This is a genomic window from Streptomyces sp. NBC_01296, from assembly GCF_035984415.1.
Classification (GTDB): Bacteria; Actinomycetota; Actinomycetes; order Streptomycetales; family Streptomycetaceae; genus Streptomyces.
In genome coordinates this window covers 7799597-7819807 of record NZ_CP130720.1, presented here as the reverse complement: position 1 = coordinate 7819807, position 20211 = coordinate 7799597, and the positions used below count along the sequence as shown (strand labels likewise).

17 protein-coding genes are annotated in these 20211 nt (G+C 72.5%); 7 read left to right on the top strand and 10 right to left on the bottom strand.

Annotated elements, in window-relative coordinates:
- Positions 1–120 precede the first annotated feature (120 nt).
- The 6 genes from OG299_RS35605 to betA form a co-directional block, all read right to left on the bottom strand.
- Positions 121–1134: an ABC transporter substrate-binding protein gene (locus tag OG299_RS35605; RefSeq protein ID WP_266632392.1), complete on the bottom strand. Its 1014-nt coding sequence runs from the start codon at positions 1132–1134 to the stop codon at positions 121–123.
- A gap of 22 nt (positions 1135–1156) precedes the next feature.
- Positions 1157–3181, bottom strand: coding sequence for an ABC transporter permease subunit (locus OG299_RS35600; RefSeq protein WP_327363747.1), 2025 nt, complete (start codon positions 3179–3181; stop codon positions 1157–1159).
- On the bottom strand, positions 3181–4263 hold the full coding sequence (locus tag OG299_RS35595; protein ID WP_266632388.1) for a quaternary amine ABC transporter ATP-binding protein: 1083 nt from the start codon (positions 4261–4263) through the stop codon (positions 3181–3183). The genes OG299_RS35600 and OG299_RS35595 overlap by 1 nt, the downstream gene beginning before the upstream one ends.
- Positions 4264–4291: 28 nt before the next feature.
- Positions 4292–5761 (bottom strand): aldehyde dehydrogenase family protein, encoded by a 1470-nt coding sequence (locus OG299_RS35590; RefSeq protein ID WP_327363746.1) that lies wholly within the window; start codon positions 5759–5761, stop codon positions 4292–4294.
- A 184-nt stretch (positions 5762–5945) separates the two neighbouring features.
- Positions 5946–6830 carry a methylenetetrahydrofolate reductase gene (locus tag OG299_RS35585; protein WP_327363745.1) on the bottom strand — a complete coding sequence of 295 codons (885 nt, stop codon included), beginning with the start codon at positions 6828–6830 and terminating at the stop codon, positions 5946–5948.
- Positions 6831–6841: 11 nt separating this feature from the next.
- Positions 6842–8536: a choline dehydrogenase gene (gene betA, locus OG299_RS35580; protein ID WP_266632383.1), complete on the bottom strand. Its 1695-nt coding sequence runs from the start codon at positions 8534–8536 to the stop codon at positions 6842–6844.
- Between the two features lie 166 nt (positions 8537–8702).
- Between betA and OG299_RS35575 the strand changes: the two genes are divergently transcribed.
- Complete coding sequence (locus tag OG299_RS35575; protein ID WP_266632382.1) at positions 8703–9500, top strand: IclR family transcriptional regulator; 798 nt, start codon at positions 8703–8705, stop codon at positions 9498–9500.
- On the opposite strand, the gene OG299_RS35570 is transcribed toward OG299_RS35575, so the two are convergent.
- From OG299_RS35570 to OG299_RS35560, 3 genes are all read right to left on the bottom strand, one after another.
- Positions 9472–10659: an aromatic ring-hydroxylating oxygenase subunit alpha gene (locus OG299_RS35570; RefSeq protein ID WP_327363744.1), complete on the bottom strand. Its 1188-nt coding sequence runs from the start codon at positions 10657–10659 to the stop codon at positions 9472–9474. The two genes, OG299_RS35575 and OG299_RS35570, sit on opposite strands and share 29 nt — an antisense overlap.
- An 88-nt stretch (positions 10660–10747) precedes the next feature.
- On the bottom strand, positions 10748–11932 hold the full coding sequence (locus OG299_RS35565) for an NAD(P)/FAD-dependent oxidoreductase (protein WP_327363743.1): 1185 nt from the start codon (positions 11930–11932) through the stop codon (positions 10748–10750).
- Positions 11929–12276, bottom strand: coding sequence for a bifunctional 3-phenylpropionate/cinnamic acid dioxygenase ferredoxin subunit (locus OG299_RS35560; RefSeq protein ID WP_266632378.1), 348 nt, complete (start codon positions 12274–12276; stop codon positions 11929–11931). The genes OG299_RS35565 and OG299_RS35560 overlap by 4 nt, the downstream gene beginning before the upstream one ends.
- A gap of 179 nt (positions 12277–12455) precedes the next feature.
- Here OG299_RS35560 and OG299_RS35555 point away from each other — a divergent pair, with 179 nt between their 5' ends.
- The 4 genes from OG299_RS35555 to OG299_RS35540 all read left to right on the top strand — a co-directional run bounded on the left by OG299_RS35555 (position 12456) and on the right by OG299_RS35540 (position 15509).
- Complete coding sequence (locus tag OG299_RS35555; RefSeq protein ID WP_266632376.1) at positions 12456–13172, top strand: response regulator transcription factor; 717 nt, start codon at positions 12456–12458, stop codon at positions 13170–13172.
- Positions 13169–14614, top strand: a complete 1446-nt coding sequence (locus OG299_RS35550; RefSeq protein ID WP_327363742.1) for a sensor histidine kinase — start codon at positions 13169–13171, stop codon at positions 14612–14614. The genes OG299_RS35555 and OG299_RS35550 overlap by 4 nt, the downstream gene beginning before the upstream one ends.
- A 266-nt stretch (positions 14615–14880) precedes the next feature.
- Entirely contained in the window at positions 14881–15297 is a 417-nt protein-coding gene (locus tag OG299_RS35545) for a hypothetical protein (protein WP_266632372.1), read from the top strand.
- Positions 15294–15509: a hypothetical protein gene (locus OG299_RS35540; protein WP_266632370.1), complete on the top strand. Its 216-nt coding sequence runs from the start codon at positions 15294–15296 to the stop codon at positions 15507–15509. The genes OG299_RS35545 and OG299_RS35540 overlap by 4 nt, the downstream gene beginning before the upstream one ends.
- Positions 15510–15660: 151 nt before the next feature.
- On the opposite strand, the gene polX is transcribed toward OG299_RS35540, so the two are convergent.
- Entirely contained in the window at positions 15661–17382 is a 1722-nt protein-coding gene (gene polX, locus OG299_RS35535; protein WP_327363741.1) for a DNA polymerase/3'-5' exonuclease PolX, read from the bottom strand.
- Between the two features lie 203 nt (positions 17383–17585).
- Here polX and OG299_RS35530 point away from each other — a divergent pair, with 203 nt between their 5' ends.
- Together OG299_RS35530 and OG299_RS35525 are read left to right on the top strand one after the other, a co-directional pair.
- Positions 17586–18959: a GH1 family beta-glucosidase gene (locus OG299_RS35530; protein ID WP_327363740.1), complete on the top strand. Its 1374-nt coding sequence runs from the start codon at positions 17586–17588 to the stop codon at positions 18957–18959.
- Entirely contained in the window at positions 18956–20194 is a 1239-nt protein-coding gene (locus OG299_RS35525) for an MFS transporter (protein ID WP_327363739.1), read from the top strand. The genes OG299_RS35530 and OG299_RS35525 overlap by 4 nt, the downstream gene beginning before the upstream one ends.
- The last annotated feature ends 17 nt before the right edge of the window (positions 20195–20211 follow it).

Below are 20211 nucleotides of genomic sequence, written 5' to 3'. Positions count from 1 at the left end.
GGTGTCAAGAGGATCGATTGCGACGCAACTCCCCTGCGCAGAGGGCGGAAACAGCCGTGCCGGCGGGCTGTCGAAACAGCCCGCCGGGCACGGTGCGGCACTCGGGAACGAGCTGGCGGATCAGCCCTTCTTCCCGAGCCAGGCGTCGACCTTCGCGCGGTTGCCCTCCACCCACTTCTTGGCGGCGTCCTCCGGCGACATCTTGTCCTGCGCGATGTACTTCGCGACGAGGTTCTGGTCCTCGTTCGACCAGCTGAAGTTCTTCACGAGCTGGTAGGCCGGGCTGCCCGAATCGGCGAACTTCTTGCTGACGATCTTGTCGAGCGCGTAGACGGGGTAGTCGCAGGCCACCTTCTCGGGGTCGTCGTCGCAGCCCGCCTTGTACTCCGGCAGCTCCACCTTGACGAGCTTCAGCTCGGAGAACAGCCACTGCGGCTCGTAAAAATAACCGATGACGGGCGTCTTCTTGGCCTCGGCCTGGCGGAAGGCCTGGATCAGTGCGGCCTCGCTCCCCGAGTACACCACCTTGAAGTCGAGGTTCAGGTTCTTCACCAGGGCGCCGTCGTTGGTGACGAACGAGGGGTCGCCGTCCAGCAGCTGGCCCTTGTCGCCGGACTCCGAGGTCTTGAGCTGGTCCGCGTACTTGTTGAGGTTCTGCCACTTGGTGATGTCCGGGTATTTCTGCGCCAGCCACGGCGGGACGTACCAGCCGATGACCCCCTTGTTGCCCGTCTCCCCGGCGGCGACGGCCGTCTGCTGCTGCTCGATGTACTTCTTCTTCAGGTCCGGGTGGCCCCAGTTCTCGACGATCGCATCGACCTCGCCCGTCCCGAACCCCTGCCAGGCGACCTCTTCCTTCAGGTCCTTCTTGGTCACTTCGCAGCCGAGGTCCTTCTTGGCGACGTACGCGATGACCGCCGCATTGGCCTCGTAGCCGACCCACGGGTTGACGGCGAGGTTGAAGGAGCCGCACTTCCCTGCGCCGGCGCCGCCCGAGGGTCCGGCGCCCGCCTCGCCGACCTTCGCGCCGCTGCATCCGGCGAGCGCGAGGGCCAGCGCCGACAGGCCGGCCAGCGCCGCCCGCCGGGCCGGGCGCCGCTGCGGCGCCGGTCCTGTGTTGAGGTTCCCTGCCATGTGTCCTGCCCCTTCTTCCGCCTCAGCGCCCGCCGGGGGCGCTTGCCGCCCGCTGCGCCGCCGCCTGGGTGATCCGGTCGAACATGACCCCGAGCAGCACGATGGCCAGGCCCGCCGCCAGCCCCTTGCCGTACAACTGGCCCTGCGAGAAGCCCGCCACGACGTCGTAGCCGAGGGCGCCCGCCCCGACCAGCCCGCCGACGACGACCATCGACAGGACGTAGATCAGCCCCTGGTTCGTGGCGAGCGCGAGGGCTCCGCGGGCCATCGGGAGCTGGACCTTCGTGATGATCTGCCAGGTGCTGGAGCCGGCCGACTCCGCCGCCTCCACCGTGCTCTGCGGTACCCCTCGCACCCCGTCCGCGATGATCTTCACCGTCACCGGGGCCGCGTAGACGATCGCCGCCACGATCGCCGTGAACCGGCTCGCGCCGAACAGGGCCAGGAACGGCACCAGGTAGACGAACGCCGGCATCGTCTGGCCCGCGTCGAGCACGGGCCGGATCAGCCGGTCGGCCAGGGCGCTGCGCCCCATCCACACGCCCACCACGACACCGAGGGCCAGGACGACGACGGTGGCCACCACGCTGGAGGCCAGCGTCGTCATACTGTCCCGCCACAGACCCGTGCCGACGATCAGCGCCACGCACACCGCGGCGGTGGCCGCCGCACGCCGGCCGCCGAACAGCGCGCCGAGAGCCACCGCCACCGCGCCGACCAGCCACCACGGGGAGCCGGTCAGCAGCGCCTCGAAGGGGTTGAGCAGCAGGGTGGTGACCAGGTCGCGCAGCCCGCCCGTCACACCGGAGAAGCTGCCCTGCGCCCACGCGGTGGCGGAGTCCGCCGTACGGGCGATCGCCCCGCCGACACCGGAGCCGGCCGGGAACTGCGCCGCCCATACGTAGGTGTGGGAGAGCCAGATGCACACGGCGGTGAGCACGCCGCCGGCGAGGACCAGGGGGCGGCGCCGGCGCGCCGCGCGCCCGCCGCGGCGCCGGGCGTCCGCCGCGCTCCCCCGGCCTTCGGCCGGCAGGACCCCGGTCCCGCTCCGCTCGCTCGCCGCGGTGGTCACGCGGTCGAGCACGACGGCCAGTACGACGATGGCGAGGCCGGCGTTGAACGCCGTGCCCACGTCGAGCGTCTCCAGTGCCTTGACGACGGTCTTGCCCAGCCCGGGCGCGTCGATCAGGGCGGCGATGGTGACCATGGACAGCGCGGCCATGATGGTCTGGTTCACGCCCAGCACGACCGTCCGCTTCGACATCGGCAGCAGCACCGTGGCGAGCGTCTGCCGCCGGGTCGCACCGAGCGACTCGGCCGCCTCGACCGTGGCGGCGGGGACCGAGCGGATCGCGTGCGCGGTGATGCGTACGGCGGGCGGGGTCGCGAAGACCAGCGTGGCGATCGTGGCGGACGCCGGGCCGATGAGGAAGAACAGCGTCAGCGGGGCCAGGTAGACGAAGGTCGGCATCGTCTGCATGAAGTCGAGCACCGGGGTCGCCAGGCGGTGCACCCGGTCCGACAGCCCGGCCCAGACACCGAGCGGAATGCCGATGAGCAGCGAGACGAGGACGGCCGCCACGGTCAGGGCGAGCGTGTCCATGCTCTCGCGCCACAGCCCTTGGAGGCCGAAGAGCACGAATCCGGCGACGGCCAGGGCCGCCACCCGTACGTTCCCGAACACCCACGAGACGTATCCGACGAGGGCGACGACGCCCAGCCAGCCGACCACCGGGACCGGGCGGCCGTACGACGGCTGCGCGACCAGCGCCTGGAGGAAGGTGACCAGGTTGTCGATCACCAGCCGGATCTCGTTGAAGACGTAGAGGAAGACCGGGTTGCTGTTGCGGCCGGCCCCCACCGCGTCGTTGATCTCGTTGAACCGCCGGTGCAGCGGGGTCAGTTCGGCGGCGCCGAGGGGAAGCGTGTGGACGCCGCGCAGGGCGAGCCACAGCACGGCCCACCCGAGGAGGACCGCGGCCGCGATCAGTACGCGCCCACCGCGTACGGGCGTGCGCCGCGCGTCCGCCGCTGCCAGGACGGCCATCACGCACCGCCCTCCGGGCCGGCGACGACCGCGAGGATCTCCTCGTCGCCGACGACGCCCAGCAGCCGCCCGTTCTCGACGACCTTCACGGGCCGGTCCGCCGTGAGGACGGCGCGCGTCGCCTCGCGGACGATGGTGTCCGGGCCGAACTCCGGGCCGTCGAGTGCATCGTCCGGGCGGGCCGGGCGCATGATCCAGCGCAGGGTGAGCACGCGCGAGCGCGGCACGTCCGCCACGAAGTCCCGGACGTAGTCGTCGGCGGGCGCGCCCACCAGCTCGTCGCCCGTACCGCACTGCACCGTGCGGCCGTCGCGCATGATGAGGATGCGGTCGCCGAGCCTCAGCGCCTCGGACAGGTCGTGGGTGACGAAGACCATCGTCTTGCCGACCTCGCGGTGCAGCCGGACGACCTCGTTCTGCATGTCCCGGCGGATCAGCGGGTCGAGCGCGGAGAACGGCTCGTCGAAGAGGAGTACGTCCGGGTCCCCGGCGAGGGCGCGGGCCAGCCCGACCCGCTGCTGCATGCCGCCGGAGAGCTGGTCGGGGTAGGAGTGCTCGTACCCGGCGAGGCCGACCAGCTCGACCACCTCCATGGCCCGCCGGATGCGCTCGGCCCGGCCGATGCCGCGGATCTCCAGCCCGTACGCGACGTTGTCCAGGACCCGGCGGTGCGGCAGCAGCCCGAAGTGCTGGAAGACCATCGCGAACCGGCGCCGCCGCAGCTCGCGCAGCCTCGATCGATCGGCAGCGCGGATGTCCTCGCCCTCGAGGACGAGCTCGCCGGCCGTCGGCTCGATCAGCCGGGTCAGACAGCGCACCAGCGTCGACTTCCCGGAGCCGGACAGGCCCATGACGACGAAGACCTCGCCGGGCGACACGTCGAAGGACACGTCCCGTACGGCCGCGGTACAGCCGGTGCGCTCCATGAGCTCGCGGCGCGAGAGGGCGCACAGCTCGGGCGAGTTGGGCACCTGCGCCGCCTTGGGCCCGAAGACCTTCCACAGGCCGCGGACGGAGATCAGGGGGGTCCCGTCCCCGGACGCGCCGCGCTGCGACGGCAGTTCTGTCTTCGTTGCGGTCACTGTCGGCCTCTCTTCGGATGGCACCGGTTCAGCCGCGGAACCAGTGCTGCGCCCTGGGCTGGACGTTCTGCCAGATGTGCTTGGGTTCGCGGTACTCGTCCAGGCCGGTCGGGCCCAGCTCGCGGCCGACGCCCGAGTGCCCGAAGCCGCCCCATTCGGCCTGGGGGAGGTAGGGGTGGTAGTCGTTGATCCAGACCGTGCCGTGCCGCAGCCGCCGGGCGACGCGCTGGGCCTTGCCCGCGTCCTGGGTCCACACCGCCCCGGCGAGTCCGTACTCCGTGTCGTTGGCGGTGCGTACGGCCTCGTCCTCGCCCGAGAACCGCTCGACGGTGAGCACCGGGCCGAAGGACTCCTCCCGTACGACGCGCATGTCCGGGCGGCACGCGTCGAGCACGGTCGGCGGGTAGTAGAAGCCTCCGGCGAGCGCGGGGTCCTCGGGGCGCCGGCCTCCGCAGCGCAGTACGGCGCCCTCGGCGAGGCCTGCCGCGACGTACTCCTCGATCTTGGTCCGGTGGGCGGCGGAGATCAGGGGCCCGGTCTCGGCGGCGGGGTCGAAGGGGCCGCCCAGGCGGATGGCGGCGGCGCGGCGTACGAGCTCGTCGACGAACGCGTCGTGCAGCGGGTCCTCGACGATCAGGCGGGCGCCGGCCGAGCAGACCTGCCCGGAGTGCAGGAAGACGGCGGTCAGGGCGAAGTCCACGGCCGCTTCGAAGTCGGCGTCGGCGAAGACCACGTTGGGGTTCTTGCCGCCCAGTTCCAGCGCGACCTTCTTCACGGTGGCCGCGGCGGCCGCCATGATCCGCTTGCCCGTCTCCAGGCCGCCGGTGAAGGAGACCATGTCCACGCCCGGGTGCTCGGCGAGCGGCGCCCCGGCCTCGGCCCCCGCTCCCGGTACGAGGTTGGCCGCGCCGGCGGGCAGTCCGGCCTCCTCCAGCGCGCGCATGAGCAGGATCGAGGTGGACGGGGTGAGCTCGCTGGGCTTGAGGACCAGGGTGTTGCCGGCGACGAGGGCGGGCGCGACCTTCCACGCGGCCTGAAGCAGCGGGTAGTTCCACGGGGTGATCAGCCCGCACACCCCGACCGGCTCGTACACGACCCGGCTGACGGCGTCCTCGCGGCCCGTGTCGACCACCCGGCCCGCGCTGGTGCCCGCGATCCCGCCGAAGTACCGGAAGCAGGCCACGACGTCGGCGATGTCGTACTCGCTCTCCACCAGGCGCTTGCCGGTGTCGAGGGATTCGGCGCGGGCGAACTCCTTCGCCTCCCGCTCCAGCACCTCGGCGGTGCGCAGCAGCAGCGCGCCGCGCTCCCGCTCGGGAGTGCGCGGCCACGGGCCCTCGTCGAAGGCGCTGCGCGCGGCGGCGACCGCGGCTTCCGTGTCGGCCCGCGTCGCCTCGGACACGGTCCGCACGAGCGCGCCGTCGGCGGGGCAGTGAATGTCCCGACGGCCGCCCGCCACCGCTTCGCGCCACTTCCCACCGACGTACAGATCTGCCACGCGCGGAGCCTCCATCCGGATAACACCGGTATGCGAGTTGCGTATTGCGCATCGTATTGCTCTGAATGGAACGACACGATCGCCCACGGGGTGCGGTACGTCAAGGGGACGGACACCCGGGCACGGCGGTTGTGCGGCGCCCCGCCCGGCCGTTCAGCCCTTCAGCCCTTCAGCCCTTCACCGTTCAGCCGCCGGTGCGCTCCAGCATCGCGCGCCGCCAGCGCTCGGTCTCGGCGATCTGGTTGAAGGTGAACAGGTGCAGCCCCGCCACCGCGGCCTCGGGTGCGCCGAGCGCGGGGGCGCTGCGGCGCAGCAGCCGCTCCGGGTTGTAGCCGCCTGGCGCCGCGAAGCGCAGGAACCACGAGGGGTGCCGGGTGAGGAACTTGGCCGACTCCCCCACCCCGATCTTCGCGGCCATGGACAGCAGCTTCGCGCGCTCGACGGGCCCGGCGACCCCGACGTGCACGGGCAGCACGATCTGCCGGCGCCGTACCCGTCCGAGCCACTGCCGCAGGGTCACCGGGTCGAAGCACAGGTTGCTGACGATGTACGTCGCGTGCGGCTGCTTGTCCCACATCGCCTGGACGGTGACGTCGTCTTCGATGAGGGGATGGCTTTCCGGGTAGCCGGTGATGCCGACGTGCGCGAACGGGCTGCCCAGCTCGCCGAGCCGGCGCAGGACGGGCAGGGCCGCGTCGTACGCCCCGGCCGGCGGGTCGGCGTCGCCGGCCGGTACGAAGACGTCCTCGATGCCGGCGGCGACGAGCCGGTCCACGATGTCCGCGAGGTGGCCGGCGTCGGCGATCTGCCGGGCCGGGACGTGCGGGACGACCCGGTAGCCGTGCCCGGCCAGACGGGTGGCGAGGTCCAGCGTCGGGCCGAGGCCCTTGGCCGGGGAGGCGGTGACCGTGACGGGCACATCGGCCGGGACGTGGGCCAGGACCTTGTCCTCGGTGGCCTTCGCCGGCAGGACCTCGTAGCGGACCCTGCGCAGGAGCTCGGCCAGGCCGCCCCCGGTGACCGGGGCCTGTACGGGGCGTTCGGGATACGGCGTGGGCCGGGCGGACATGCCGCTCCTCCTCAGGTGTGGCCGGGGCTCTGCCCCTGCTCTGCCTCGCTGCGGAGGCGGTGGTGCCGGTAGAACTCGGCCTTGGACGGCGGCAGCGGCTCGTTGCCCAGGATGAGATCGGCGGCCTTCTCGGCCACCATCATGACGGGTGCGTAAATGTTCCCGTTCGTCACGTAGGGCATCACGGAGGCGTCCACGACGCGCAGCCCCTCCAGGCCGTGCACGCGCAGGCTCGCCGGATCGGTGACCGCCCCCTCGCCGGTGCCCATCCTGGCGGTGCAGGACGGATGCAATGCGGTCTCGCCCTCCCGGGCCACCCAGTCGAGGATCTGCTCGTCGGTCTCGACCTCCGGCCCGGGCGAGATCTCGCCGTCGTTGTACGGGGCCAGTCCCGGCTGGCCGAGGATGGTGCGGGCGGTCCGGATCGCCTCGACCCACTCGCGGCGGTCCTGCTCGGTGGAGAGGTAGTGGAACCGCAGGGCCGGGTGCACCCGGGGGTCCTTGCTCCTGATCTTCACGGAGCCCCGGGCGTCGGAGTACATGGGGCCGACGTGGACCTGGTAGCCGTGGCCCCCGGCGGGCGCGGAGCCGTCGTAGCGGACCGCGATCGGCAGGAAGTGGAACATCAGGTTGGGGTAGGCGACGTCCTCGTTGCTCCGCGCGAAACCGCCGGCCTCGAAGTGGTTGGTCGCGCCGGGGCCCGTACGCAAGAGCCACTGGAGGCCGATCCGGGGCCGGTGGCGCCACTTCAGGTAGGGCTGCATCGAAACCGGCTGCTTGCAGGCGTACTGGACGTACACCTCCAGGTGGTCCTGCAGGTTCTCCCCCACGCCCGGCAGGTCGTGGACGACGTCGATGTCCAGGGCCCGCAGCTCGTCGGCGTTGCCGACTCCGGACAGCTGGAGCAGCTGCGGGGAGTTGATCGCGCCGCCGCACAGGATCACCTCGCCGGCCCGCACCTGCCGGGGCGCCCCGCGGCCGCGGCGGTATTCGACGCCGACGGCGCGCTCGCCCTCGAAGAGGATCCGGGTCACGAAGGCCCTGGTCCGCACGTCGAGGCCCCGCCGCTTCATGGCCGGGTGGAGGTAGGCCCGGGCGGCGGACAGCCGCCGCCCGCGGTGGAGGGTGCGGTCGAAGGCCGCGAAGCCCTCCTGCCGGTAGCCGTTGACGTCGTCGGTCAGCGGGTACCCGGCCTGTTGGGCCGCCTCCATGAAGGCCGGGAAGAGGGGGCTCGAGGCCGGTCCGCGCTCCAGGACGAGGGGTCCCGAGCGGCCGCGGAACTCGTCCTCGGGGTCCGCGGCCAGGCAGTTCTCCATCCGGTTGAAGTACGGGAGGCAGTGCGCGTAGTCCCAGGTCTCCATGCCGGGGTCGGCGGCCCAGCGCTCGTAGTCGAGGGGGTTGCCGCGCTGGAAGATCATTCCGTTGATGCTGCTCGACCCGCCCAGCACCTTGCCGCGGGCGTGGTAGATGCGCCGGCCGTTCATGTGCGGCTCGGGCTCGGACTCGTACTTCCAGTCGTAGAAGCGGCTGCCGATGGGGAACGTGAGCGCCGCGGGCATGTGGATGAAGACGTCCCACGGGTAGTCCGGGCGGCCGGCTTCGAGGACCAGGACGCGGTTGCCGGGATCCGCGGAGAGCCGGTTCGCCAGGGCGCTGCCGGCCGAGCCGCCGCCGACGATGACGAAGTCGTAATGCTGGGGCACCATCGGAGTCTCGTCCCTCCGTCGTCTCCGGCCGAGGGCTGCCCCCAGCCGTCAAGATGCGGCGCATGCTAGTACGGGTATCGCCAGGCGCACCAGGTTGCGTTCCGCGCAACTTTTCGGCCTCGGCTCGCCCCGGCCCGCTGTTGATGACGGCGCGTATAGTTTCGCCATGAGCAACTACGAGGCAGCCACCGAAACCGCGGGCGCGCCGGCGGGCGGGGTGCAGTCCGTCGACCGCGCCGTCAGCGTGCTGGAGATCCTCGCCCAGCGCGGCGAGGCGGGCGTCAGCGAGGTGGCGGCGGAGATCGACGTCCACAAGTCGACGGCGTTCCGGCTGCTCGGCGCGCTGGAGGCGCGCGGCCTCGTCGAACAGGCCACCGAGCGCGGCAAGTACCGGCTCGGCTTCGGCATCGTGCGGCTGGCGGGCGCGGTCACGGGGCGGATCGACATCACCCAGGTGGGCCGCCCGGTGTGCGAGCGGCTGGCCGAGGAACTCGGCGAGACGGTGAACATCGCCATCCTGGAGGAGCAGTACGCGATCAACCTCTGCCAGGTGCGCGGCCCAGGCGCGGTGACGGCGCACAACTGGGTGGGCCAGCTGACCCCGCTGCACGCCACGTCCAGCGGCAAGGTCCTCCTCGCGCACCTCCCGGCGAAGCAGCGCGTGCAGCTGCTGGCGGAGGCCGGTCTGAAGAAGTACACGCCGAGCACGCTGACCGCCAGGACGAAGCTCGAGAAGAACCTCGTCGCGTCCCTGGACCGCGGGTACGCCATGACGTTCGAGGAGTACGAGATCGGGCTGCACGCCATGGCCGCCCCGATCCGCGACCGGGACGGCGAGGTCATCGCCGCGATCAGCGCATCGGGGCCGAGCTACCGCTTCACCGAGGAGCGCATGCACGAGCTGGCGCCGCTGCTGCTGAAGGGCGCGCAGGAGATCAGCCACCGCATGGGCCACCTGGGCTGAGCGGCCGCTCCACCGGCTCCTGCCGCGGCTGCTCGGGCCCGGCGCCGAGCCGGTCCCGGACCCAGTCGTGGAACGCTCCGATGTGGTGCTCGCTGGGCACCAGCACGCCGCCCTTGGCGTACATGCGGGAGCTCATCGCGGGCTGACAGCGCTCGCAGGCGTCGAAGTCCTGCCGGTTGACCCGGTCGAAGAGCTCGACGGAGCGGCTGACGTCCTTGCCGCTCTCCACCACGTCCTTGAGGTAGAGCCAGTCGCATTCGACGATCGTGCGGTCGGCCGCTACCGGGTACATCCGGTGGAATATCACGTGGTCCGGCACCAGGTTGATGAAGACCTGCGGCCGTACGGTGATCGCGTAGTACTTGCGGTCCTGGTCCGGCGAGACGGTGGGGATCCGGTCGAGGCCCTCCGAGCCGTCGACGGTGAAGCCCTGGATGCCCTCGCCGAAGGCGGCGCCGTGTCCGACGTAGTACTGCGCGGCGTAGCCGCCGGCGAACTCGGGGAGCACCTCGGTGAGTTCGGGGTGGATCGTGGCGCAGTGGTAGCACTCCATGAAGTTCTCGATGATGAGCTTCCAGTTCGCCTTGACGTCGTAGACGATCCGCCGTCCGACCTCCAAGTCCTCGATGCCGTACCGCTCGATGGACTCCGCGTCGCCCAGCCGCTCGACGGCCGCGCCCATGACCTGCTCCTCGAAGGAGGGCGGGCTGTCCGCGAGGCAGACCCAGACGTACCCGAGCCATTCCCGTACGGACACGGGCGCCAGCCCGAACTCGGTCCGGCCGACGTCGGGCATCTTCGTGAGGTTGGGGGCGGCGATCAGCCTGCCGTCGAGGTCGTACGTCCAGGCGTGGTACGGGCACTGGAACGCCCGCCTGACCTCGCCGCTCCGCTCCGTGCACAGCTTGGCGCCGCGGTGCCGGCACACGTTGAAGTAGGCGCGGACGGTGTGGTCGCGCGCTCGCGTCACCAGGATGCTCTCGCGGCCGACGTCCACGGTCCGGAAGGCGCCCGGCTTGGCCAGCTCGGACGAGCGCCCCACGCAGAACCACATCGTCTCGAAGATGTGTTCCTGCTCCAGCCGGAAGATGTCCGGGGCGGTGTAGTGGTCGCCGGGGAGGGTGGCGATCAGGCTTTCCGGCAGGCCGGTCGTGGTCACGTGCACTCCTCGCGGAACGTCGTGGTTCGGGGCGTCGGGGGGGCAGCGGGGCGGCGCGGGGCGGCGCCGGATCGGGACCCGCCGTGGGTCAACCGGCCGTCCGGGCCTCGGCGGTGGCCAGTCGGCGCCGCCACCGGGTGAACAGCCGCGTCTGGTTCAGGCCGAGCACCGCGACCGGCCGGCCCGCGCTCCGGTAGACCGCGAGGAAGCTGCGGTCGGCCGCCGCGCCCTCCTCGACCGTGACGCTGTCGGCCTCCGCGGCGTACCCGGCGAACTGGATCCGGCTGCCGTACTGGTCGGACCAGAAGTACGGGGGCCGGGGCGGCTCCGGCACGCCCCGCCCTCCGGAGAGCAGGGCGGCGACCGCCGCGGCCGGGCGCTCCCGCGCGCCGGTCCAGTGCTCGACCCGGCGGTGGGCCCCGACCGCGGGCTCGTACCAGGCCGCGCAGTCCCCGACGGCGACGATGCCGGGGATGTTCGTACGGCCGGCCGCGTCGCACCGTACGCCGTCGTCCAGGTCCAGTCCGGACCCCGCCAGCCAGTCGGTGCCCGGACGGGCGCCCACTCCGACGACCACGGTGTCGGCGCCGAGGCGGCGGCCGTCGTCCAGTACGACGGCCTCGACCCTCCCCGTACCGGCGAGTGCGCGTACGCCCGTTCCGCACAGCAGGCGGACGCCGTGGTCGGCGTGCAGCCGGGAGACGAGGGAGCCCATCTGCGTACCGAGCGGGCCGGCCAGCGGCGTGGGCGCCGCCTCCACGACGGTGACGTCGAGGCCGAGCCGCCGCGCGGTGGAGGCGACCTCCGCTCCGATGAATCCGCCGCCGACGACCACCAGGCGGCCGCCGCGGGCCAGATCCGCCCGCAGCGCGCGGGCATCGTCCAGGGTGCGCAGGACGTGCACGCCGTCGAGGCGCTCGCTCGCGGGCAGGGTCCGCGCGGCGGCGCCGGTCGCGATCACGATGCCGTGGGCCCGCACCGACCGGCCGTCGGCGAGCCGTACGTGGTGCTCGGCCCACGAGCCGGTGTCGAGCCCGACGGCTCGCACGCCGAGCTCCCACACGGCCGCGAGGTCCTCGCCCTCCGCTTCGAGGGCGAGTGCGTCCTCATCGATCTCGCCGGCGAGGAACTCCTTCGACAACGGGGGCCTGTCGTACGGGCGGTGGGGTTCGCCGCCGATGAGGACGAGCCGCCCGTCGTAGCCCTGCTCGCGCAGCGAGCGGGCGGCGGACAGGCCGGCCAGCGAGGCGCCGACGACGGCCACGGTCTTCACGCGCGGCCTTCCGCCCGGTGGACGGCCGCACAGGGCGTCGGGGACGGCAGGACGTACACCATGCCGTCCTCGACGAGGACCTGGTGGGTGCGGACCGGGCGCTTGGCCGGCGGGGAGTCGACGCCCCCGGTGCGCAGGTCGAACTTCGAGGCGTGCAGGGGGCATTCGACCTCACACCCCTCGAGCCAGCCGTCGGACAGCGAGGCGTCCTGGTGGGTGCACGTGTCGTCGATGGCGTACACCTCGCCGTCCTCGGTGTGGAACACCGCGATCGGAGGATCGGAATCGAGTCTGCAGGCCTCGCCTCGCGGGAGATCGGCGAGTCGGCACGCGGGAATCTTCATGACACCTCGGTGCGTATAGCGAAACGGATTGCGGTGAACGCAACGCCAGTGTGAGGGCGCCCCATTACCCTGTCAAGGAAGGATTCACGACATCGGGGGGGCCGGACGGCCGTGGCGCGCGCGGCCGTGAGAGGGTCGGCGCCCGGCCTCCGAAGGGAGCCGCGCGCGAGGAGGGCAGTGTGACCGGCAGCACATCCACCGGACTGGTACTGGTGGCGGACGACGACGCCGCCATCCGCCGCTCGCTGGAACGCGGGCTGCGGCTGAGCGGCTTCACCGTGCTCCTCGCCGAGGACGGGCCCGACGCGCTGGGCCTGCTCGCCGACCGGGCCCCGGACGTCCTCGTGCTCGACGTCTCGATGCCCGGCCTGACCGGCACGGAGGTCTGCCGCAGCCTGCGCGCCCGGGGCGACGAGACTCCCGTCCTGATGCTGTCGGCCCTCGACGAGGTCGCGGACCGCATCGCCGGACTGCAGGCCGGGGCCGACGACTACCTGGTCAAACCGTTCGCCCTGGAGGAGCTCGTGCTGCGCCTGCACGCGTTGCTGCGCCGCCGCCCGGCCCAGGCCCCTGCGTCGGACGTCCTGCGCGCCGGCCCGCTGGTGATCGACGAGGCCAGCCGGCAGGTACACCAGGAAGGCGCCGAACTCCATCTCACCCGGCGCGAGTTCGAGCTCCTCGTCCAGCTGGTGCGCAACGCGGGGATCGTTCTCACCAGGGACCAGCTGCTGGACCGGGTGTGGGGCTACGACTTCGAGGTGCGCAGCGACGCCGTCGACACCTTCGTCAGCTACCTGCGCCGCAAGCTGGAGGAGGGCGGGCGCCCGCGCCTGATCCACACCGTGCGCGGTGTCGGTTTCGTCCTGCGCGTCCCCGAGGCCCGGAGCGGCTCGTGAAGCTCGCCACCCGTATCGCGCTCTCGGTGACCGTGGTGGTGCCCCTGCTGGTGCTCGCCGCGGGCCTGCTGGTGCTCGGTCTGGTCAGCCGCGACCTGCACCAGCAGCAGGACACCCGCCTGCAGGACCGGGCCTCGGCCGTCCTCCCGGACGTCAAGGCGATGCTCACGGCCGACCTGAACGGGCGGCCGAAAGTCGAGCAGAACCAGCACCGCAAGGTCCTCGGCGACGTCCTCGACGCCGGGATCCGGGTACGGACCACCGACGGAACGGTCGTCCTGGAGGGCGGGCCGCAGCCCGCCGATCCGGTCCGGCTGCCCGAGCAGACCCCGGGCGGGCCGGTCACCGTCCGGGCCAAGGGGCATGCCTGGCGGGTGCTGACCGTCCCGGTGGCCGGACCGGCGCCGGGCACGTTCTGGCTGTTCACCCCGGCCTCGGCCGCCGACCCGCAGGTCGTGGCCGTGCGCCGCCGGGTCCTGCTGGTCGCCCTGCTGGCGGCGCCGGTCTCCGGGCTGCTGGCGTACGGGCTGGCCGGCCGCGCCACCGCCTCCGTACGGAGGCTGAGCCGCCGGGCCGCCGCACTGGACCCGGGGGCGGGCGCGGCCGCCTTCCCCACCGCGCCGGTGAACATCACCGAGGTGGACGAACTGGCCTGCGCCATCGGCCAGTTGCTGGCCCGGTACGAGGAGCAGGCGGCCCGGACGGCGCAGGCGCTCGACACCGCCCGCTCGTTCTCCTCCGCCGCCTCGCACGAGCTGCGCACACCGCTGATGAGCATGCGGACCGACCTGGACGTCCTCGCCGCCCACCCCGACCTCTCCCCCGCCGAACGGGCCGAGATCGTACGGGACTTGCAAAGCGACCACGCCCGGCTGCTGGACCTGCTCACGGCCCTGCGGATGCTCGCCCGGGGCGATCTGGTGGAGGTGTCCGCCTTCGCCCCGCTCGACCTCTCCGAGCTGGTGGACACGGTCGTCGGCGAGACCGCCCGCCGCCACCCCGCGGCCCGGCTCGAAGCCGAACTCCCGCCGGAGCTATGGGTGTTCGGGTGGGATGCCGGGCTGGCCATCCTGCTCGCCAACCTGCTGGGCAATGCGGTGGTGCACGGCCACCTGCCGGACTCGCCGTCCCGGATCGAGGTACGGCTGCGCGCGGAGGGCGGGTACGCGGTGCTCACCGTGGACGACGCAGGGCCCGGCATCCCGTCCGGCGAGCGGGAAGCCGTCTTCCGGCGGTTCCACCACCGGCCGGGCAGCCCCGGCTCCGGGCTCGGGCTGACGCTCGTCGCCCAGCAGGTCGCGCTGCACCAGGGCACGGTCACCATCGGGACGCCGCCCGGCGGCGCGGGCACCCGCGTCGAGGTGCGCCTGCCCCTGTCGGCCGCGGACGCGCCGACCCTGCGCCTGCCGAGGCGCCGCGACTGGATCTCCCGGGGGGACTGAACGGGCGCCGGCCCGGCCGGGCCGGGCCTCAGGGGGCGGGACCTCAGGGGTGCGGGGCCTCAGGGGTGCCGGGCCTCAGGGGTGCCGGGCCTCAGGGGTGCGGGGCCTCAGAGGTGCGGTGCCTCAGAGGTGCGGTGCCTCAGAGGTGCGGGGCCTCAGAGGGGGCGCTCCTGTGGACTCACAAAGATTCCACAAAGACACCTCCTACCGTCCTGATCGGTCGGCCGCCTGTGAGCCGGCCCGTTCGCACCGAAGGGGATTCAGCCATGCTCCCGAACCGTAGGACCGCCGCTGCCGCGATCGGCGCCGTGGCGCTGGCCGGCGCTCTGCTCTCCGCCGCCCCCGCCCAGGCCGATGGCGGCAGCCCCGCCCCCGCAGCGCCGAAGACGGCCAAGTCCGCGCCGAAGGGCGACGGCGCCAAGGCGATCTGCAAGCGCCTGCCGAAGACCGAGACCCGCGTCACCTCCGCGATCAACCGCCTGAACGGCGACGTCACCGTCCCCGGCTCCGTCGCGCGGCTCGAGCAGCGCGTCGCGAACGCCCAGACCGCCGGCCACACCGAGGTCCACACCTACCTGAACGACCGCCTGACCTTCCGCAAGAGCCTGCTGCCCACCCTGCAGAAGCGACAGGACGACCTGAAGGCCGTCAGCACCTGGTGCTCCGCGCAGGGGTCCAAGTGACCGTGCCCCGCCGCGCCGCCGCGGGTCTCGCGACCCTGCTCACGGCGGCCGCGCTGCTGCTCACCGGCTGCATGCCCGGAGCGAAGGCCCAGCCCCAGGGCACCCAGTCCGTGGGCTCCGACGACGCCCGGGCCAAGGAGATGCAGCAGAAGCTGGACGATGCCGACAGCGCGGCGGACTCGGCGGACTCGGACGCCACCCAGAACAACTGACCCACCCGGCGCACGCCCCGGCCCGTCCCCGATCCTCGGGGGCGGGCCGGACGGCGTTTCCTGCAGCGGGTCCGGTCGGGTGCGGTGCGCGCCGCGTGCCACGCGCTCGCCGCCTGGGCCGGCGAGCCGTAGGACGGGTCGCAAGGCGCCGTCAGGCCCGCTTCCCGTGTAGGAACCGGCGCAGGCGGGCCCATGGCCAGGTGTTGATGACATCGTCCTTCGTCAGCCAGCCGCGCTGCGCCGTGCCCACCCCGTAGCGCAGGTACGGCAGGTGCGTGGTCGCGTGCGCATCCGAGTTCACCGCGAACTTCACCCCGTGGCCCTTCGCCCGCAGGATGTCCTCGTCGCGCAGGTCGAGCCGCTCCGGATGCGCATTGATCTCCAGTGCCGTGCCCGTCCGCGCGCACGCCTCGAAGACCGCCTCGAAGTCGGCGTCCACACCGGGGCGCCGGCCGATCCGCCGGGTGGTGGGGTGGCCGATGACGGCGACGTTCGGGTTCTCGCAGGCCCGGATGAAGCGCCGGGTCATCGCTGCCCGGCTCTGACCGAAGTGCGAGTGCACGGAGGCCACGCACAGGTCGAAGTCCGCGAGGAACTCGTCGGGCCAGTCCAGGCCGCCGTCCGGGCCGATGTTGAGTTCCGTGCCGTGCAGCAGCCGCATCCCGTGCACCGTGCGGTCCAGTGCCCGTACTTGCTCGCGCTGCGCCAGGATCTTCTCCTGCGTCATGCGCTGCATGGCGAGGTCCGGCGCATGGTCGGTGACCGCGTAGTACGCGTAGCCGCGGGCGGCAGCGGCGGCCATGTCCTCCAGGGAGGCGAGGCCGTCGGTGAGGTCAGTGTGGGTGTGCAGGTCGCCCCGCATGTCGCCCTCGGCGATGAGGTCGGGGAGTTCGCCGCGCAGCGCGGCCGCGATCTCCCCGCGGTCCTCCCGCAGCGGCGGCGGGATCCAGGGCAGGCCGAGCCGGGCGTAGATCTCCTCCTCGGTCTCCGAGGCGAGGTTCTTGCCGCTCTCTGCGTCGAAGAGCCCGTACTCGGAGAGCTTGAGCCCCTGGCGCACCGCCAGCGCGCGCGTGCGGATGTTGTGCGCCTTCGACCCGGTGAAGTACTGCAGCCCTGCTCCCCACGAGGCCGGCGGCAGGACGCGCAGATCGACCTGGAGGCCGGCGCCGGTGCGGATGGAGGTCTTCTTCGCCCCGTGCGCGATGACCTCGGCCGCGTACGGGAGCTCGGCGAGGGCCGTCATGAACGGTGCGGAACGGTCGGCCGCCACCAGGATGTCGATGTCGCCGATCGTCTCGCGCATCCGGCGCAGCGAGCCCGCGTACGTGCACCGTACGCACCCCGGGATGCGCTCCATCTCGGCGACGATCTGCTCGGCGCTGTCCATCGCGGCGCCGAGCAGGATGCGGCCGTCGGCGTTCCGGAGTACGGAAATGCCGTGCAGGACGTTCTGCTCGGTCTGCTCGCCGAAGCCCTTCAGATCGCGCAGCCGCTCCTCCCGGACGGCGTCCTCCAGCTGCTCGACGGACGAGATGCCCAGCTCCTCGTACAGGACGAGGGCCTTGCGGGGCCCGAGCCCGGGGATGGCGGTCAGTGTCCGCACCCCGGCCGGGACGGCGGCCCGGCGCGCCTCGATGTCCGGGACGTGCCCGGTGCGCAGGTACTCCACGATCTTGTCCGCGATGGACTTGCCCACGTTCGGGATCTCCCGCAGGCCCTTGGCGTCGAGCTGCGCGACGTCGGCCGGGTGGCCGCCGATGGCGCGGGCGGCCTTCTCGTACGCGCGCGCCTTGAAGGCGTCGCCGCCGCTGATCGCGATCAGGTCGGCGTACTCCCGGAGCAGTGCCTCGACCTGCTCGTTGGCCCTGGGCATACCTCCAGGGTGCCCCCTGCACCCGGGCCCGGCCCGACCGCGTTGTTTCCGACCCGTCGCCGCCGCCCCGCCGCTGCCCCGCGGCCACCTCGCCGCCACCCCCGCGATAAAAGTTGAGGATTGTTCACTTTCCATTGACAGGGCGGGCTCCGGGGCCCAAAAGTGTGCCGTCAGCGATGCACCTGCGACCGAAGTGAGCCCGCATGACAGCGCCCGCACCCGTGTTCCCCGCCGATTTCCTCTGGGGCGTCTCCGCCTCGGCCTTCCAGATCGAAGGCTCCCCCGCCGCCGACGGCCGGGGCCCCTCCTCCTGGGACGCCTTCACCAAGGAGCCGGGGCGCATCCGAGACGGCTCGCACGCGGACGTGGCCACCGACCACTACCGCCGCTACCGCGAGGACGTGGCCCTGATGGCCGAACTCGGCGTCGGGGCCTATCGGTTCTCGGTGTCCTGGTCGCGGGTCCTGCCGGACGGCCACGGGCAGGTCAACCGCAAGGGGCTGGACTTCTACGACCGGCTGGTCGACGAGCTCTGCGCCGCCGGCATCGCCCCGGTGCCCACCCTGTTCCACTGGGACACCCCGCTCGCCCTGGAGGAGAAGGGCGGCTGGCTCAGCCGCGACACCGCCGAGCGGTTCGCGGCGTACGCCTCGGTGGTCGCGGAGCGGCTCGCCGACCGCGTCCCGATGTGGATCACCATCAACGAGCCCGCCGAGGTCACGCTCCTCGGATACGGCCTCGGCGAGCACGCGCCCGGCAGGCGTCTCGTCTTCGACGCCCTGCCCGCGGCGCACCACCAGCTCCTGGCCCACGGCCTGGGCGTCCAGGCCCTGCGTGCGGCGGGCGCCCGTGAGATCGGCATCGCCGCCTCGCACAGCCCCGTGTGGGCCGCGAGCGAAGACGGGGCCGACCGCGCCGCCGCCGAGCTGTACGACACGCTCACGAACCGGCTCTTCGCCGACCCCGTCCTGACCGGCGCGTATCCGGACGAGGGCCTGGCCGCGCTGCTGCCCGGCCCGGTGGCGGAGGACCTCAAGACCATCTCGGCACCGCTGGACTGGTACGGGATCAACTACTACAACCCGATGCGTGTCGGCGCCCCGCAACCGACCGCCCCCGCAGGCGAGTTCGGCGGCATCGAGATACCCGCGGACCTCCCCTTCGGCATCCGGCCGATCGAGGGGTACGAGCACACCGACTTCGGCTGGCCGGTGGTCCCCGACGGGCTGCGCGAACTGCTCGTCTCCCTGCGCGAGCGCTACGGCGACCGGCTGCCGCCGCTGTACATCACCGAGAACGGCTGCTCGTACGGGGACGGGCCGGATCCCACGACGGGACGGGTCGCCGACGCACGGCGGATCGCGTACCACGAGGGCCATGTGGCCGCCCTGCACCGGGCGATGGCGGAAGGGGTGGACGTCCGCGGCTACTTCATCTGGTCGATCCTCGACAACTTCGAATGGGCGGAGGGGTACCGCCAGCGGTTCGGGCTGGTCCACGTCGACTACGAAACGCTGGAGCGGACTCCGAAGGAGTCGTTCGCCTGGTACCGCGACCTGGTCAAGGGCGGGAGATGACCGTCGGTCGGACGGCCGAGGAGACCGCCGGCCCGGTCGGCGGGCGCTGGGTCGGTGCGCTGTCCCTCGCGAATCTCGGTGTCTGGGTCGGCTGGTTCGGCCCGCTCCAACTGCTCCTGGCCCGCCAGGCGCAGCAGCTCACCTCGGACCACAAGGCGTCCACCCTCGCCCTCGTGACGGGTGTGGGAGCGGCGGTCTCGATGGTCGCCAACCCGGTCTTCGGGGCCCTGTCGGACCGTACGACGTCGTCGGCGGGCCGGCGGATCCCCTGGGTGGTGGCGGGAGTCTTGGGTGGGGCGGCCGGGTTGCTCGTCCTCGCCCGTGCCTCGAGCGTCTCCTGGGTGATCGCGGGATGGTGCCTGGTCCAGCTCGCGCTCAACGCGGCGTTCGCCGCCCTCACCGCCGCCGTGCCCGACCAGGTGCCGGCCCGGCAGCGCGGCCTGGTCGGCGGCTGGCTCGGCGTCTCCCAGGTCGGCGGGATCCTGGTCGGCACGGCGCTGGCCACGGTCGCGGGCGGGGTCACCGCCGGTTATCTGGCCTGCGCGGCGTTCTCGGTGCTCGCGGCCGTCCCGTACGTGGTGATGCGGCGCGACACCCGCCTGTGGCCAGACGCCCGGCCCGCCTTCCGGTGGCGGACCTTCCTCACCGGCTTCTGGATCGATCCGCGGCGCCATCCCGACTTCGGCTGGGCCTGGTTGACGCGCTTCCTGATGAACCTGTCGTACTCGGTCAGCACGATGTACCTGCTGTACTACCTGACCGATGCCGTGCACTACGAGGACGACGCGGACACGGGCGTGCTGATCCTGACGGCGCTCAACGCGCTCACCCTCCTGGCCACGGTGGTGGTCAGCGGTGTCCGGTCGGACCGTACGGGCCGCAGGAAGGTCTACGTCATCGGGTCGGGGCTGGTGATCTCGGCGGCCACCCTGCTGCTCGCCGTCTGGCAGACCTGGACGGGGGCGATCGTCGCCTCGCTCGTCCTCGGGGTGGGGTTCGGCGTCTACACGTCGGTGGACTTCGCCCTGCTGACGGATGTGCTGCCGACGGCGGAGGACCGGGGCCGGGACCTCGGCGTCATCAACGTCGCCAATGCGCTGCCCCAGGTGCTGGCTCCGGTGATCGCCGCGCCGGTGGTCACCCACTTCGGCGGGTACACCGCGCTGTACGCGCTCGCGGGGGCTCTGGCGCTGGCGGGGTCGGTACTGGTCCGCCGCATCCGCGGGGTCCCGTGACGCCGGGCTGCGGCCCT

Bases quoted from the DNA above. Each gene is read 5' to 3' on its own strand.
- OG299_RS35605 (WP_266632392.1), bottom strand. From the start codon at position 1,134: ATGGCAGGGAACCTCAACACAGGACCGGCGCCGCAGCGGCGCCCGGCC.
- OG299_RS35600 (WP_327363747.1), bottom strand. From the start codon at position 3,181: ATGGCCGTCCTGGCAGCGGCGGACGCGCGGCGCACGCCCGTACGCGGT.
- OG299_RS35585 (WP_327363745.1), bottom strand. From the start codon at position 6,830: ATGTCCGCCCGGCCCACGCCGTATCCCGAACGCCCCGTACAGGCCCCG.
- betA (WP_266632383.1), bottom strand. From the start codon at position 8,536: ATGGTGCCCCAGCATTACGACTTCGTCATCGTCGGCGGCGGCTCGGCC.
- OG299_RS35575 (WP_266632382.1), top strand. From the start codon at position 8,703: ATGAGCAACTACGAGGCAGCCACCGAAACCGCGGGCGCGCCGGCGGGC.
- OG299_RS35560 (WP_266632378.1), bottom strand. From the start codon at position 12,276: ATGAAGATTCCCGCGTGCCGACTCGCCGATCTCCCGCGAGGCGAGGCC.
- OG299_RS35545 (WP_266632372.1), top strand. From the start codon at position 14,881: ATGCTCCCGAACCGTAGGACCGCCGCTGCCGCGATCGGCGCCGTGGCG.
- polX (WP_327363741.1), bottom strand. From the start codon at position 17,382: ATGCCCAGGGCCAACGAGCAGGTCGAGGCACTGCTCCGGGAGTACGCC.
- OG299_RS35530 (WP_327363740.1), top strand. From the start codon at position 17,586: ATGACAGCGCCCGCACCCGTGTTCCCCGCCGATTTCCTCTGGGGCGTC.
- OG299_RS35525 (WP_327363739.1), top strand. From the start codon at position 18,956: ATGACCGTCGGTCGGACGGCCGAGGAGACCGCCGGCCCGGTCGGCGGG.